Source organism: Erysipelothrix inopinata, assembly GCF_014396165.1.
GTDB lineage: Bacteria > Bacillota_I > Bacilli_A > Erysipelotrichales > Erysipelotrichaceae > Erysipelothrix > Erysipelothrix inopinata.
Window position 1 is genome coordinate 1,347,712 of sequence record NZ_CP060715.1, and the last position, 16,131, is coordinate 1,363,842.

Sequence of the window (16,131 nt, forward strand, 5' to 3'; positions counted from 1 at the left end):
TTCTCACTCGTTAATACAGTGTGAGGTGATAAATATTTTATAAGGGGAAATAATGTTAAAAGGCTTTGTTAAAGGGTGTGAATACACTTGCTATTTATATCACATAACTTTGACAGTCAAAATAATTTTATTTGAAAATATTCAGGCATATAATAAAAAAATAAATGAGGAGGATTGTAATGTCGAAGAAAAAAATATTAAAAGTATTTCTTTCTTTTTCCATAATGCTAGTGTTAATCATTAATACAGTTGGAATTAGAGTAAATGCTGAAAGCACTCCGAAAGAGCTCAATCAAATGGGCTTTGTTGATCAAATAACCATGACACCTAATGAACTCACTTATGGTGAGCATACGAAGATAAGTGTTACATTTTCAGAAAAGAACTTCACAATTAACCCAGGAGATACATTAACTTTAATGCATCCGGAAAATATCGGTCTTTTTGATTTTGATAAACCAACAATTGATTTATCAGATTCAGCTTCTGGAAAAGTTTATGCTACGGCAGAGGTTAGTCCTGATAAAAATAGCGTCATCATCACATTCAACGAAAATGTGAAAATGTTTAGTGAATTCCAAGGTGAATTTTATTTTTCTGGTAGAGCAGGATTTGTAGGTCCAGACGATCAAGAAGAATGGTCAAACTACCGTGTTGACTATAAAACTGATTTAGGTACTGATGCTCCTAAGGTTGATTATTCTATTACGACTTCAATGGTTATTGGAACCAACCCGTTTGTTTATAAAACGAATGGATCGATATGGCCAACTAACCGAGGTTATGTTGCATGGAATATAAGTATTAACCGAGATCAGAATTTATTTTTATCTGACTTATATGTCGTAGATGAATTCAGTGAAGGACAAGAATTTGCTTTAGAAAATGAAAACCTGCCATTGAGCATTAATAATTTGGATTCCTTAAGAACCTATATCCAAATGATAGATGAAAAAGATGGTGATGCGAGAAGACTAACTATTTCCGAATTTGTTGAAAAAGGATATGGTAAGTTCACGATTGATCCAAATAACTCACGTAAGTTTGAATTCATTGTCTATAAAGATAAAATTTCACCAACTCAAAAAGTAGGGTTAAACTATCAGACAAAAATAACGAGTGCTGGTAAGTTTATGCCTAAATTTTATAATTCAGCAATTTCAAAATGGACTCTTGCAGATGGTACACCTCAGGTTAGGGAAGATTTAGATAGAGAAGCTGATAATATTTTTGAAGGCGGGATTGTGGCACCTAAAAAAGGAACTCTTAGAATTGTAAAAACTATTAATGACAACGGTAAGAGTGAACAATTAGGAGAAGTAACATTCAAGATGTTCCATGAAGATGGAACTCCAGTCGCTAAACTTGAAAATATTGTTTTAAAAACCAACTCAAGTGGAGTTTTCGATACACCTGTACTTGATCAAGGTAAATACTATATAACAGAAATTAGTGCACCTGATTACGCAACATTTGATCCAAATGAAAAATTTCCTTTTGAGATTAAAGATGCGGATTTAATTGGGATTTCACTTGTAGTTCCTAACGGTTTAACTAAGCAATCAATTAATGTTGAAAAACAATGGTTTGATAAAGAAACTACTCATAATTCCATTACTGTTGACCTTCTTGCAAATAGTGTGAAAATCGATACAGTAGAACTTAAAGAAGGAAAATGGAGTCACGAATTTATCAATCTTCCCACTCACACTCTAAAAGGTGAAAAAATTAATTATACTGTTGAAGAATCGCCAGTAAATGGGTACAAATCTGTTGTAGTTGGTAATGAAACAGATGGATTCATTATAGAAAACAGACTTAACGGTCAAATTGGAGCAGAGAAAAAAGCAAGTAAGGGTACTGTCAACGTTGGTGATAAATTCAACTATACAATTGTAGCTAAAAATATTGTCGAAGACAGTAGTCCATTGAACAACGTTTCAATCAAAGATATTCTCCCTGAGGGAATCGAATTTACTGATTCAATCGTTTATGTTGATGGTGTCGCTCAAGACAGCGTTGTAAGTGGACGTGGCTTTGAGGTTATCATCCCATCATTAGCATTTGGTAAAGATGTGGAAGTAACATTTGAAGTAATTGCAACCGGATCTAAATTAGAAACTGTTGTAAATAAAGCTACAGTTACAAATCCAGAAGACCCAACGAATCCAATCGAACCTGAGGTTCCAGTAGTCGTGACTCCAGATAAAGCGGTCGTTACGGCTGAAAAACTCGTCTCAAAAGATACGGTGAGCGTCAATGAAAAGTTCAACTATACTATCAAAGTAAGTAACACAACTGCAACGTCATTACCAGTAGAAAATGTATCAGTTAAGGATACATTACCTGAAGGCATTGAGTTTACTGATTCAATTGTTTATGTTGACGGTGTAGCTCAAGAGGGTGTTGTAAATGGGCGTGGCTTCGAAGTCAACATTCCATCATTAGCTTATGGTAAAAATGTGGAAATAACATTTGAAGTAAATGTAACAGGATCCAAACTAGAAACTGTCGTAAATAAGGCTACAGTTACAAATCCTGAAGATCCAACAAATCCAATTGAACCGGAAGTTCCAGTAGTTGTGACCCCTGACAAGGCGGTTATCACAGCTAAAAAGCTGGTATCAAAAGATACTGTCAACGTGAATGAAAAGTTCAATTATACTATTAAAGTAAGCAACACAACTGCAACGTCATTACCTGTCGAAAATGTATCAATTAAAGATACATTACCAGAGGGCATTGAGTTTACTGATTCCATCATCTATGTTGATGGTGTCGCTCAAGACGGTGTCGTAAATGGACGTAGTTTTGAAGTTATTATTCCTTCGTTAGCTTATAGCAAAGACGTGGAAATAACGTTTGAAGTAATCGCAACAGGATCCAAGCTAGAAACTGTGGTTAATAAGGCTACAGTTACAAATCCAGAAGATCCGACGAATCCAATTGAACCGGAAGTTCCAGTAGTTGTGACACCGGATAAAGCGAATATTTATGCAGAGAAATTAGTTGATAAAGCAGTTGTTAATGTTAATGAAAAATTCAACTACTCCATCAAAGTAAGCAACACAATAGCAACGTCATTACCTGTAGAAAATGTATCAATTAAAGATATATTACCAGAAGGCATTGAGTTTACAGATACTATCGTTTATGTTGATGGTGTAGCACAAGAAGGTGTCATAAATGGACGCAGTTTCGAAGTTATTATTCCGTCACTATCCTATGGTAAAGATGTGGAAGTAACGTTTGAGGTAATCGCAACAGGAAGCAAACTTGGTGGAATTGTAAATAAGGCTACAGTTACAAATCCTGAAGATCCAACAAATCCAATTGAACCTGAAGTTCCAGTAGTTGTGACACCTGACAAAGCGGTTATCACAGCCGAAAAACTGGTGTCAAAAGATACTGTCAATGTGAATGAAAAGTTCAATTATACTATCAAAGTAAGTAACACAACTGCAACATCACTACCTGTCGAAAATGTATCAATTAAAGATACATTACCAGAGGGCATTGAGTTTACTGATTCCATCATCTATGTTGACGGGGTAGCATACGAGGGGTCGTGAGTGGCCATGGCTTCGAAGTTATCATTCCATCATTAGCTTATGATAAAGACGTAGAAGTAACGTTTGAAGTAATCGCAACAGGATCCAAGCTAGAAACTGTGGTTAATAAGGCTACAGTTACAAATCCAGAAGATCCGACGAATCCAATTGAACCAGAGGTTCCGGTAATCGTGACTCCAGACAAAGGTAAAATCGTGGCTGAGAAGATTGTAAATAAAGATACAATTTCAGTTAATGAAACATTTATCTATTCTATTAAAGTCAAGAATATTGTAAAAACATCGTTACCTATGAAAAATATCGTTGTTAAGGATAGTCTTCCAGAAGGTATATCATTTACAGATAAAATTATTTACGTGAATGGCGTAGCTAAGACAGGACTAATAAATGGTGTTGATTTTGAAGTAGTAATTCCATCCTTAGCTTATGGTGAAGAAATTGTAGTTTCCTTTGAAACTAAAGCGTCGGGTAGTAAAATAGGAGAAACAATAAACAAAGCTAAAGTAGTGAACCCAGAAGATCCAACGAATCCAATTGAACCAGAGGTTCCAGTAGTTGTGACTCCGGATAAAGCGGTTATCACAGCTGAAAAACTGGTGTCAAAGGACACTGTCAATGTGAATGAAAAGTTCAATTATACTATCAAAGTAAGTAACATAACTGCAACGTCATTACCTGTCGAAAACGTATCTGTTAAGGATACATTACCAGAAGGCATTGAGTTCACAGATTCTATCATTTATGTTGATGGGGTAGCTCAAAATGGTATTGTAAATGGACGAAGTTTTGAAGTTATTATTCCTTTATTGGCTTATGATAAAGATGCGGAAGTAACATTTGAAGTAATCGCAACTGGATCCAAACTGGAAACTGTCGTAAACAAGGCTACAGTTATAAATCCAGAAGATCCTACGAACCCGATTGAACCGGAGGTTCCAGTAGTTGTGACCCCTGACAAGGCGGTTATCACAGCTGAAAAACTGGTGTCAAAGGACACTGTCAACGTCAATGAAAAGTTCAATTATACTATCAAAGTAAGTAACATAACTGCAACGTCATTACCTGTCGAAAATGTATCAGTTAAGGATACATTACCAGAAGGCATTGAGTTCACAGATTCTATCATTTATGTTGATGGGGTAGCTCAAAATGGTATTGTAAATGGACGTAGTTTTGAAGTTATTATTCCTTCATTAGCTTATGGCACAGATGGGGAAGTAACATTTGAAGTAATTGCGTCTGGATCGAGAGTTGGCGAAATTATTAATATTGCTAAGATCACAAACCCAGAAAATCCTACAGATCCAATTGAGCCGGAAGTTCCTGTGACAGTTGTACCTGTAGAACCTGTAGAACCTGTAGAACCTGTAGAACCTGTAGAACCTGTAGAACCTGTAGAACCTGTAGAACCTGTTAATCCAACCGACCCGGTTGAACCAAACCCTACAGAACCTGTATTACCTTCAACAGGTGTTAATAATTATTCTAATGTTAATTACTTACTCTTAATGTTAGGCTCGATCTTTGTATTTATTTCTGGAAAGAAAAGAAAGTCAATTTAAGTAAAGAAAATACTCTGTGAAGTTCAAAGCACAGAGTGTTTTTATTTGAAAAAAACTGTAGTGTGATTCTTAACATATCTATACATTAACTGTATCAAATAAAAGATAAAAAAAGGAAGCATTGAGCTTCCTATAATTGATTAATCGAGTGGTGTCCACACGAATTTTTTGATTAATGCAGTAGTAATTAAGTAAAGACCAACAATACCAAATACCCATATTGCGTGAGGGCGGGTTAGAATTGTGAGTTCAATAGTGCTTGCTAGTGGTGTTAATACGAAGAGCAATGTAATTCCGATTGCAAGTGCATTTACAAGAACAAGTACTGTAGAAGGTCTATTCTTAAATGAGAATGGATGTTTGGCACGAATTACGAAGATAATTAGTGCTTGGGACAAGATACCAAATGTAAACCAGAAAGTTTGGAAAATGATAGCTTGTTGCGGTGTACGAATATCAAATACAAACCATAATACAATAAAGCACATGATATCAAAGATTGAGCTGAGTGGGCCAAATACCATCATAAAGCGTGTTAGAGATTTTGAATCTAGTTTACGTGGTTTATCAAGATCTTTTGGATCACAGTTATCAAATGGAATACCTGTTTGAGCTAAATCACTGAGTAAGTTTTGGACAAGAATATGAACTGGTAACAATGGTAAGAAAGGTAAGAAGATACTTGCAACGATAACTGAAATCATGTTACCGAAGTTACCACTAACGGCCATTTCTAGGTATTTAACCATATTAATAATAGTTTTTCTACCTTCTAAGATACCTTGTTCTAAAACGTTAAGATCTTTTTTAAGAAGAATAATATCTGCAGATTCTTTAGCAATATCAACTGCTGTATCAACTGAAATTCCAACATCAGCTTGTTTTAATGCAAGTGCATCGTTGATACCATCTCCAAGGAATCCTACTGTATGACCATTGTTTTGGAATGATTCTACAATGCGTTTCTTTTGATCTGGTGATATTTTAGCGAAGAGATGGCAGTGTTTAACTGCTTCTCTTAGTTGATCGTCATCCATTTCATCAATATCTTTACCAATATAGGTTACTTCTGTATCGACACCAACTTTGTTACATACTTTCTTAGCAACACCGAGGCTGTCACCTGTTATAACAACAACATCAACACCGTGGTGATTGAGACTTTCGATAGTTGGTTTTGCACTTTCTTTAGGTGGGTCTAAGAAACCGATAAATCCGATAAGTACAAGGTCATACTCATCATCTACACCAAATTCATGATCGGCAGGAACATCATTTTTCTGAGCAACAGCAATCATACGAAGACCATCATTATTATGTTGCATGTAAACGTCCATTGCTTCTTTACGTGTTTCATCATCAAGAAGTGAAACCTTACCATCGCGGTCGATGTATTTACATAACTTCATTATTTCTTCAACGGCACCCTTAGTGATAAGTTGACGTTTATCATTTGAATCTTCAAGGATAACCGACATTCTTCGACGTGAGAAATCAAATGGGATTTCATCAACGATTGTATAATAGTTAATCAAGTCATCCATGTTATAGGATTTAGCACGTTCAATGATTGCCAAGTCAATTAAGTTTTTTAATCCGCTTTGGAAATATGAGTTCAGATAAGCATGACGCAATACACGCATGTCATCATCACCGTTCACATCCATATAGCGTTCTAGAATAATATCATCTTGAGTGATCGTTCCTGTCTTATCCGTACAAAGCACATCCATCTCACCAAATGAAGAGATTGAACTTTGTGATTTAACAATTGTTTGGTGTTTAGCCATATTAATAGCACCACGAGCAAGTCCTGAACTTAGAACAACTGGTAGCATCTCGGGTGTAAGACCAACAGCAACAGTGAGAGCAAAAACGAAAGCACCAATGAAATCATGTTTTAGAAGTCCGTTAATGACAAAAATGATTGGTAACATAATAATCATCAATCTCATTAAGAGACGGCTGATGGTACTAATACTGTGCTCAAAACTGGTAGATCGTTTTGTAGTTTTTAGGATGTGTGTCATCTTTCCTAAATATGTATTCGAACCTGTACGAACAACGATTGCTCGTGCAGTACCACTGACGACGTTGGTTCCCATTAGACATAGGTTTGAATAATCGGATTCTCCACCATCTATGGATTCTTCATCAAAACGAACAAATTTTTCAACTGGTTGTGATTCACCTGTAAGTGTCGCTTGCGAAATAAATAAGTCTTTTGCCGAAATAACACGTAAGTCAGCAGGGATAATATCACCAGCAGACAAATTCACAATATCTCCGAGTACAAGGTCATCAATAGGGATTTCAATAAATTCCTTATCACGAAGTGCTGCGGTCGTGTTTGAAACCATGTTTAATAGTTTTTCACTGGCTGCACTGGAACGTTCATCTTGAATAAATGAAATTAACGTCGAAATAATAACGATAATTGATAAGATTGAAATTGTTAGATAATCTTTTTCCCCTGTACTCAGAATAATATCTGTAATAAATGTAATGGCAATGACAACCATTAATACGAGGTTGAAAGGATTAATAAGAACATTCACAAAACCAACAAAAGGATTTTTTTTCTTATGAGGTTTTATCTCATTAGGTCCTAATTCTTCCAACTTCTTTAAAGCAACCTCACTGGTATAACCATCTGAGGTTGTTTCGAATGCTTCGAAAAGTTCATCTTGGGGTAGTGACAACGTTTCGATTAATTGTTTATTTTTTTGCGTCATAAACTAACTCCTCCTTATTTAATAAGTGAGCTCAGTTTGAAACAATCCATGAGGTAAAACCCAAAGGATCATCGTCTAGAGAACACTCTGTGCAACTTTTGAAGATACAACTCTGATCTTCCATCGGCTAATACCTCCCTTTTATTCAAACTATAACAAAAAAGGCGTTGAAATTCAATGCCAGTTCGAATGAGAATGTGTTTCTATACAATGAGTTTTGTCCTGTGTTATACTTTGGTTAAATGGAGGTTAAGGAAATGATAAAAACAGTAATATTTGATTTAGATGGAACGTTATTGCCTATGGATGCGCAAGCGTTTGAACGAGCCTATATAACCTCTATTACTCAATCTGTGAGTGATATGGTGGAACCGGAAAAATTGGGTCGTGCGCTGTGGTCAGCGGCACATGTCATGGTGAAGGATGATGATCCAACACGTATTAATAAAGATGTGTATTACGAAGCTTTTGAAAAAGCTTTAGATATCCCTAATTTTGAAGAATTAGAACCGCGTTTAGACGCCTATTATGAATCAGATTATGATGTTGTGGAAACCGTGACAAAGATTTCAGAAGAAATGGTTGAATCTATCCGCTATTTAAAGGATAAGGGTTATGACATTATTCTGGCTACGAATCCTATGTTCCCACAACTTGCGACCGATAAAAGAATTCGTTGGGCGGGATTGGAACCGAGTGATTTTAGATATATTACTCGCTTTGAGTCCAGCCATTTCTGCAAACCAAATTTGAATTATTACCATGAAATTGTTAAGATATGTGAATTGAACCCTCATCAATGTCTTATGATTGGTAATGATGTTGAAGAGGATTTAATTGCGAAACAATTAGGCATGGAAGTGTGGCTTCTTGAAGATAACATCATTCATCGTGGAAGTGACATTCTATGTGATTGGCGAGGGGATCGTAAAGCATTGTTGACCCATTTGAAGGAGGTTTTATAATTATGATAGTTGGATCAGTCAAGGAATTAAAAGATTTTGAAAATCGTGTAGGTTTAATGCCTTCACACGTATTCGAATATGTTAATAAAGGGCACCGTGTTATCGTAGAAAACGGACTGGGTGTTGGGAGTGGTTTTACAGATGAAATGTACCGTGAAGCTGGAGCTGAAATCTTAGGTAGTGCACAAGAAGTTTGGGCCCTTGCAGAAATGATCGTCAAAGTAAAAGAACCAATTGAAGAAGAATATAATTTAATGAGAAAAGGACAAATTCTTTTCACATATCTTCATTTAGCAAGTAACAAACAACTTGCTGATGCACTTTTAGAACGTGGAGTTAGTGGTGTAGCTTATGAAACAATTGAAGATCATCTACATCATTTACCACTTTTAAAACCAATGTCTGAAGTTGCAGGTCGTTTATCCATTCAAGAAGGATCGAAATACTTAGAGAAAACATATGGTGGCAAAGGTATCTTACTTTCAGGAGTTCCTGGAGTTAAAAGTGGTCATGTTGTTGTCATTGGTGGTGGTGCTGTTGGAATGAGTGCAGTGAAAACTGCGTTAGGAACCGGCGCTACAGTAAGTGTTCTTGACCGTAATCTTGAAAGACTTGCATATATGGAAGATGTCTTTGGTGGCCGTATCAATACGATCTTTAGCGATTCTAAGAGTCTTGAAGAAGAACTGAAAGTAGCGGATGTTGTTATTGGTTCCGTACTTTTACCGGGTGCTAAGGCTCCAAAACTTGTGACTAAAGAACATTTAAAAATAATGGAACCAGGAACTGTTTTAGTGGACGTCGCAATTGACCAAGGTGGTTGCTTTGAATCAAGTAGACCAACAACTCATAGCAATCCAATCTTCATTGAAGAAGGTATTGTTCACTACTGTGTAACGAATATGCCAGGAGCCGTTCCGCAAACTTCAACCGTTGCGTTAGGTAATGCTACATTACCTTATGGATTGATGTTAGCAAACGTTGGTTTAGAAAAAGCAATGGAGAGTGATGAAGGCTTTAGAAAGGGTTTAAATACCTATGCAGGATGCATTACTAATGAAGCAGTTGCTAAAGCACTCGATTTTGATTTTTGCAAATATGAAAACTGCGTTAAAACCATGAATTTATAGAATTAATTTGTTATAATATGTAAAAGGAGGTGGCCGTCATACCAAATGTGATAACTCATGGACTGATGGCACTCGACGTTTATAACAAACTAGAAGAGTCCGATGTCCAAAAGGCAATTAAAAATCATCCAAGAGCGTATTTACTTGGAAGCAATGGGCCGGACCTTTTCTTTTACTACAATGTATTACCGTGGCAAGACCAAAATAAGAATCGGATTGTTACTGGTTATGGTGAAACCGTCCATACACGTCATATCAATGATTTTTATAATACTGCTGCAAAAACAATTGTAGAAAATAAAGATGAGCGTCGACGTGAAATTTTAACTGCTTATCTCGCAGGTCATTTTATGCATTGGTCCTTAGACTCTCTTGGACACCCTTTTATATTTTATCGGGGTGGAGAGATTGCCGGAGAAACACAGTATTGGCATTTTAGATATGAGTCAATGCTTGATTCGTTGATGGTACTCTATGTTAAACAAAGACGATTAGAAGATATTAATATTGAAAAATTTGTAGATGTAGACGACGAAGAACGTCGTGTTATATCGACCTTCTACCAAAGTATCTTGAAAACTGTGTTTGATATACATATTAGTACATCAGTTGTTGATTCTTGCATTCGTTCATTTAAAACGACACTCAGGTTCCTATTTGATCCTCATAACATCAAAACTCCCATTATTAGGATGTATGAGAACTATAAAGGAAAACCGTGGGCTTATACCAGCCATGTTGTGAATTCGAATATAGATGCTGAATACGATGTCCTTAATTTAAAAAAAGAGGCGTGGTGTAATCCCACGAATCTTGAGGATGTATCGCATTTGAGTTTTATTGAAATCTATGATCAATCTGTAGAACAAGGAGTTGTTCTCATAGAATCATTAAATAGTTTTCTAAAGGGTGAGACTGTTTCATTTGACCCATTATTACAAAATCGTCAATATGATACAGGAAGACCCGTAGGGGATGTAATGAAGTATTATGGAAGTATTTATGAACACAATAAGGAGGCAATATAATATGTTAGTATATATCCATGGAAAAAACGTAGAAATTACAGAAGCAATGCAAGCAGCAGTTGAGGATAAATTAGATTTCTTAAATAAATATTTTGAAATTGATGATACATGGCGTGCTAATGTCGTGGTTAATGTTTATCCAGAAGGCGTAAAAGTCGAAGTAACTGTGAACTCCAAAATTGGTGCATTGCGAGCAGAAGTTCAACATGAAGACTTCTACGCAGCTCTTGATAAAGTTGTTCATAAACTTGAAGATCAAATTCGTAGACATAAAACAAAATTATCACGTAAAAACCGTGAAAGTCTCTCTGCAGCATTCATTAATATGATCGAAGAAAATGATCAAGAAGAAGAAGCTAAGATTGTTCGTACTAAGACAATTGATGCACAAGTTATGAATCTAAATGATGCAATTCTTCAAATGGAAATGTTAGGCCACTCATTCTTCATTTATACAGATGATGAAACAAATGGTGTTGCAGTAGTTTACAAGCGTCATGATGGTGACTACGGTTTACTAGAAGTTGAGTAAAATCGTGTACTGTAAATCCATATTTTATGATATAATAATCGAAACGGAGGTTTGATGATGAGCTTTAAAGACAAACTTAAAAATATTCTCACACCTATAGAAGATGACGAATATCTTGAATTAACAGACGAGGAGGTAGAAAGCTTGAGTGATTATGAAACGCTACAAGGCAGCGTAACACCTAAACTTCCTTCAGATGCAAAAATGATTTTGTTTGAACCACGTTCTTTCGAAGAATCTGAAGAAGTAGCACGTTATTTAAAAGAAAAACGAGCAGCAGTTGTGAACTTGCACAGACTTCAAAGAGATTATGCACAAAGAACAATTGACTTCTTAACAGGAGTAGTCTTTGCATTAGATGGATCAATTCAAAAAATTGGTCACAATGTTATTTTGTGTACACCTAAAACTATTGGAGTTGAAGGCGAAATCAGCATGAACATTGAAGATTTAGATTCGTAATATTTGGATGACAAATAAGTCGAATTTCCGAATTGTTCGCCAAGGTTATGATAGATTTGAAGTAGATCAACACATACTGACTTTACTTCGTGAACAGGCTCTCTTACGGAAACAAAATCAAGTCTACAAAGAACAAATTGAGGCTTTATTTGAACAGCGTGATCTTCAAAAGAAACGTTATTCAAAGCTTGCCAGTGAAATATCTGTGCGAGAAAGAGCTGCGGAAGAAATGTCCCGTCGTGCACTGGGTGAAGCAAATTTCATCGTAGATACGGCTCAAAAAAATGCAGATTTGATAATTAGAGAAGCTATGTCAATATCTCGTCAGGTCCTAGTCGAAATAGCTCGTATATCAAACGAATCAAATGAACTTCGTGATGAATTGAAAGACAAAATAAAAGATTTAGAAATGGTACTGGATGGGTTAGACCTACCAGATAGCCCTAATCTAAATTCAATAGGCGATGATCAAGACACATTAGATTAATAACTCATAGTAGAGACTTCGTGGTTGGTGAAAACGAAGATGAGCTTAGTTTAATATCACTTGTGAGCTTGTTTTTGAAATTAAAAGTAGAAAACACGTAATGCGGCGTTAACGCTTCTGAGTGCATGCACATTTGTGTATGAATTTAAGGTGGTACCGCGTTATCAACGTCCTTATTAATTTAAGGACGTTTTTTTTATTAAAGGAGAAAAATATGGATTACAAAGATACACTAAAATTACCTAAAACTGAATTTGAAATGCGTGGTAATTTAAATAAAAAAGAACCTGTTTTACAAGCAAAATGGGATGAAATGGAATTATACGAAAAAATGATGGCTGTTCGTGAAGAAGAAGGTGCACCACTTTTTGTTGTGCATGATGGGCCTCCGTATGCTAATGGTAATATCCATTTAGGACACGCACTTAATGGTATCCAAAAAGACCTACTTGTTCGTACCAAGTTTATGGCTGGATTTAAGACACCTTTTAGACCAGGATGGGATACTCACGGTCTTCCTATTGAAACTGCAATTCAAAAACTTGGTGTTGATCGTAAAACAATGCCAACTCATGAGTTCCGAGCATTATGCGAAAAATATGCCTTGGAACAAGTTGCTATTCAAAAGAAAGATTTTAAATCACTTGGAAAAATCGGAGACTACAACAATCCTTACATCACTCTAACAAAAGATTATGAAGCATCACAAATTAGAGTCTTTGCTAAAATGGCATTAAAAGGCATGATTTTCAAAGGATTAAAACCAGTATATTGGTCACCATCCAGTGAAACGGCACTTGCTGAAGCAGAAATTGAATATTATGACCGTAAAGACCCTGCAATTTATATTGCATTTGATGTTGTAGATGGTAAAGGTGTTTTAGATGCAGGAACTAAACTTGTAATTTGGACAACAACACCATGGACAATTCCAGCAAACCTTGCGATTTCAGTCAATCCAGATATGGAATATGCATTGGTAAAGACAGCTAAAGGTAACATGGTTATGTTAGTAAGTCGTGTCGAGGCAGTTCTTAAAGAACTTGACCTAGAAAATGAAGGAATTCTAAAAACATTCAAAGGATCTGAAATCGAACATGTTACATACCAACATCCACTTTATGAACGTATTTCACCAGTATTAAATGGTGATCACGTTACGGATGAAGCGGGTACTGGTTGTGTTCATACTGCTCCTGACCATGGGGTAGAAGACTTTGATGTTTGTGTAAAATACGGAATTAAACCTATTGCTCCTGTCGATGCACAAGGACATTTAAATGAACAAACTGGAGAATTTGCAGGAATGTTCTTTGAAAAAGCTAATAAAGCTGTGACTGTTCGTCTTGAAGAAGAAGGAGCATTACTAAAACTAGATTGGATTACCCATAGTTATGCACATGACTGGAGAACAAAGAAACCAATTATCTATCGTGCAACAACACAATGGTTTGCATCAATTGATGGTATTCGTCAACAAATCTTAGATGAAATTGATAAAGTTGAGTGGTATCCAAAATGGGGTCAAAAACGTATGCACAATATGATTGCAGATCGTGGTGACTGGACTATTTCACGTCAACGTGTTTGGGGGGTTCCAATTCCTATTTTCTATGCAGAAGATGAAACACCAATTATTGATGAAGCGGTATTTGAACATGTTGCTCAATTGTTCGAAGAACACGGATCAAATATTTGGTTTGAAAAAGAAGCAAAAGAGCTTCTTCCAGAAGGATTTACACATCCCAATTCACCTAACGGTAAATTTACTAAAGAAAAAGACATTATGGACGTATGGTTCGATTCAGGATCATCCCATACTGCAGCTCTAAATCATAATGAAACACCACTTCCTGTTGATGCCTATGCAGAAGGTGCAGACCAATTCAGAGGATGGTTTAACTCTTCACTTATTATTTCAGTAGCACTTTATGGTATTGCACCGTACAAACGTGTCATTACTCATGGTTTCTTAAAACTTGATGGTGGCGAAAAAATGAGTAAGTCTAAATCTAATGGGTTAAGTCCAAATGAAATCACTTCAACATTGGGTGCCGACATTCTTAGACTTTGGGTAGGGAGTGTTGACTATCATTCAGATATCAATATGTCACAAGATTTATTAAAACAAGTAAGCGAATCATACCGTAAAATTAGAAATACATTCAGATTTATGCACGGAAACCTCGAAGGATTTGACTTTGATAAACATGCAGTATCTGTAGAATCAATGTCATTAATGAACCGATATGTCTTAAATGATGCAATTCGTGTAAATCGTGAAGCTCAAAAAGCATATGAACAATTCGATTACCAAAAAGCAACAACAGCTGTATTAAACTCATTGATTAATACAATGTCATCCTATTACTTGGATTACACTAAAGATATTCTTTATCTGAATGCAGAAGATGATCGTGCACGTCGTGAAATTCAAACAGTAATCTACTTAACTCTCGATATGTATTTAAAACTTCTATCACCAATTCTTGTTCATACAACTGAAGAAATGTATCAAATCTTCAAACCCGAAGAAGAAAGTATTCACTTAACACGCTTTATTGCAGTGAGCGATGATATTATTACTGAAAATGAAGCAGAACAAATGGAAACATTATTAGCAGTGAGAGAATCTGTATTTAAAGCGCTTGAAGAAAAACGTGCTGAAAAAGTAATTGGTAAGTCATTAGAAGCTAATGTTAAATTACACCTTGAAAATGATGTAAAAGAAGCTGTGGAAAATGTTCTTGGACAACATGTTGCACAGTGGTTCATTGTTTCTCATGTCGATTTTGTAGAAGATACACTAGCTGAAGTCATGGGTTATGAGGTTTCTGTTGAAGCTTATGAAGGTCATACATGTCCACGTTGTTGGAATGTTGTGAAAGATGTTCATGAAGATGGACTCTGCGATCGCTGCCACCACGTTTTGGAAACAAAATAATGAAAATAACATCGCTGAAAAATGATCAAGTTAAAGAATGGTTAAAACTGAGTCAGAAAAAATATCGCGATAGTTCAGGTAAATTACTTCTTGAGGGAGAACATCTTCTTCAAGAAGCTCGCAATGCGGGATGTACAATGCAATCAATTGGTGTTGATTCATCATTTGATATTGAAATAACAGAACATATTGCAGAGAAAATATCAACGACTCGATCAGGATCATCCGTCTTTGCACTCGTAGAAAAACCGGTTTTCCATTATCAAAAGGGAAAGAGGTTCTTTATTTGTGATGGAGTTCAAGATCCTGGAAATCTTGGAACCATAATAAGAACTGCATATAGCTTTGGCTTTGATGCTGTTATTGTTTCTATGGATTCAGTTGACGAATTTAATGATAAGACGATCAGGGCAAGCCAAGGAGCAATTTTCCATTTTCCTGTAATTCGAATGGAAATTAAAGACGCAATTCAGTTACTTAAAAAAGATGATGTCACTGTATATGCAACGTACTTGGGTGATAATACACTTCCTTTATCTGAAATCAAAGATGAGAAAATAGCAATTATTCTCGGATCAGAAGGTCAAGGTGTATCAGAGGAATCACTTAGGCTATGTGACCATAGTGTAAAAATCGAAACACACCAATTTGAATCGTTAAATGTAGCTATGGCTGCAGCAATTATTGCATACACTTTACGTGTGGTTTAATGGA

At 35.9% G+C, this 16,131-nt stretch carries 11 protein-coding genes and 1 other annotated feature; of the genes, 10 read left to right on the top strand and 1 reads right to left on the bottom strand.

Going from position 1 to position 16,131, the window contains the following annotated elements; translation table 11 throughout:
• Nucleotides 1-179 precede the first annotated feature (179 nt).
• Together H9L01_RS06605 and H9L01_RS06610 are read left to right on the top strand one after the other, a co-directional pair.
• Nucleotides 180-3,572 carry a Cna B-type domain-containing protein gene (locus tag H9L01_RS06605; RefSeq protein ID WP_187533178.1) on the top strand — a complete coding sequence of 1,131 codons (3,393 nt, stop codon included), beginning with the start codon at nt 180-182 and terminating at the stop codon, nt 3,570-3,572.
• Complete coding sequence (locus tag H9L01_RS06610; protein ID WP_187533179.1) at nt 3,569-5,134, top strand: DUF11 domain-containing protein; 1,566 nt, start codon at nt 3,569-3,571, stop codon at nt 5,132-5,134. Before H9L01_RS06605 ends, H9L01_RS06610 begins: the two co-directional genes overlap by 4 nt.
• Before the next feature lie 140 nt (nt 5,135-5,274).
• Here H9L01_RS06610 and mgtA read toward each other — a convergent pair whose 3' ends face one another.
• Nucleotides 5,275-7,869: a magnesium-translocating P-type ATPase gene (mgtA, locus tag H9L01_RS06615; RefSeq protein ID WP_187533180.1), complete on the bottom strand. Its 2,595-nt coding sequence runs from the start codon at nt 7,867-7,869 to the stop codon at nt 5,275-5,277.
• 257 nt (nt 7,870-8,126) lie between these two features.
• Here mgtA and H9L01_RS06620 point away from each other — a divergent pair, with 257 nt between their 5' ends.
• The 8 genes from H9L01_RS06620 to H9L01_RS06655 all read left to right on the top strand — a co-directional run bounded on the left by H9L01_RS06620 (nt 8,127) and on the right by H9L01_RS06655 (nt 16,127).
• Nucleotides 8,127-8,834, top strand: a complete 708-nt coding sequence (locus H9L01_RS06620) for an HAD family hydrolase (protein WP_246448940.1) — start codon at nt 8,127-8,129, stop codon at nt 8,832-8,834.
• A 2-nt stretch (nt 8,835-8,836) separates the two neighbouring features.
• A complete protein-coding gene (gene ald / locus H9L01_RS06625; protein ID WP_187533182.1) occupies nt 8,837-9,964 on the top strand; it encodes an alanine dehydrogenase in 1,128 nt (375 codons plus the stop codon).
• Nucleotides 9,965-10,011: 47 nt separating this feature from the next.
• Entirely contained in the window at nt 10,012-10,992 is a 981-nt protein-coding gene (locus tag H9L01_RS06630; protein WP_246448942.1) for a zinc dependent phospholipase C family protein, read from the top strand.
• Nucleotide 10,993: 1 nt separating this feature from the next.
• Nucleotides 10,994-11,524: a ribosome hibernation-promoting factor, HPF/YfiA family gene (gene hpf, locus H9L01_RS06635; RefSeq protein ID WP_187533184.1), complete on the top strand. Its 531-nt coding sequence runs from the start codon at nt 10,994-10,996 to the stop codon at nt 11,522-11,524.
• 57 nt (nt 11,525-11,581) lie between these two features.
• Entirely contained in the window at nt 11,582-11,986 is a 405-nt protein-coding gene (locus tag H9L01_RS06640; protein ID WP_187535013.1) for a cell division protein SepF, read from the top strand.
• Between the two features lie 7 nt (nt 11,987-11,993).
• The gene (locus H9L01_RS06645) at nt 11,994-12,473 is read left to right on the top strand and encodes a DivIVA domain-containing protein (protein ID WP_187533185.1); all 480 of its coding nucleotides are present in this window, start codon (nt 11,994-11,996) and stop codon (nt 12,471-12,473) included.
• Nucleotides 12,442-12,651, top strand: a binding site (T-box leader). Its footprint overlaps the gene before it by 32 nt.
• 36 nt (nt 12,652-12,687) lie before the next feature.
• Nucleotides 12,688-15,417 (top strand): isoleucine--tRNA ligase, encoded by a 2,730-nt coding sequence (gene ileS, locus H9L01_RS06650; protein WP_187533186.1) that lies wholly within the window; start codon nt 12,688-12,690, stop codon nt 15,415-15,417.
• On the top strand, nt 15,417-16,127 hold the full coding sequence (locus tag H9L01_RS06655) for a TrmH family RNA methyltransferase (protein ID WP_187533187.1): 711 nt from the start codon (nt 15,417-15,419) through the stop codon (nt 16,125-16,127). Before ileS ends, H9L01_RS06655 begins: the two co-directional genes overlap by 1 nt.
• Nucleotides 16,128-16,131: the final 4 nt, after the last annotated feature.

Bases quoted from the DNA above. Each gene is read 5' to 3' on its own strand.
- hpf (WP_187533184.1), top strand. From the start codon at position 10,994: ATGTTAGTATATATCCATGGAAAAAACGTAGAAATTACAGAAGCAATG.
- H9L01_RS06640 (WP_187535013.1), top strand. From the start codon at position 11,582: ATGAGCTTTAAAGACAAACTTAAAAATATTCTCACACCTATAGAAGAT.
- ald (WP_187533182.1), top strand. From the start codon at position 8,837: ATGATAGTTGGATCAGTCAAGGAATTAAAAGATTTTGAAAATCGTGTA.
- mgtA (WP_187533180.1), bottom strand. From the start codon at position 7,869: ATGACGCAAAAAAATAAACAATTAATCGAAACGTTGTCACTACCCCAA.
- H9L01_RS06605 (WP_187533178.1), top strand. From the start codon at position 180: ATGTCGAAGAAAAAAATATTAAAAGTATTTCTTTCTTTTTCCATAATG.
- H9L01_RS06645 (WP_187533185.1), top strand. From the start codon at position 11,994: ATGACAAATAAGTCGAATTTCCGAATTGTTCGCCAAGGTTATGATAGA.
- H9L01_RS06620 (WP_246448940.1), top strand. From the start codon at position 8,127: ATGATAAAAACAGTAATATTTGATTTAGATGGAACGTTATTGCCTATG.
- ileS (WP_187533186.1), top strand. From the start codon at position 12,688: ATGGATTACAAAGATACACTAAAATTACCTAAAACTGAATTTGAAATG.
- H9L01_RS06655 (WP_187533187.1), top strand. From the start codon at position 15,417: ATGAAAATAACATCGCTGAAAAATGATCAAGTTAAAGAATGGTTAAAA.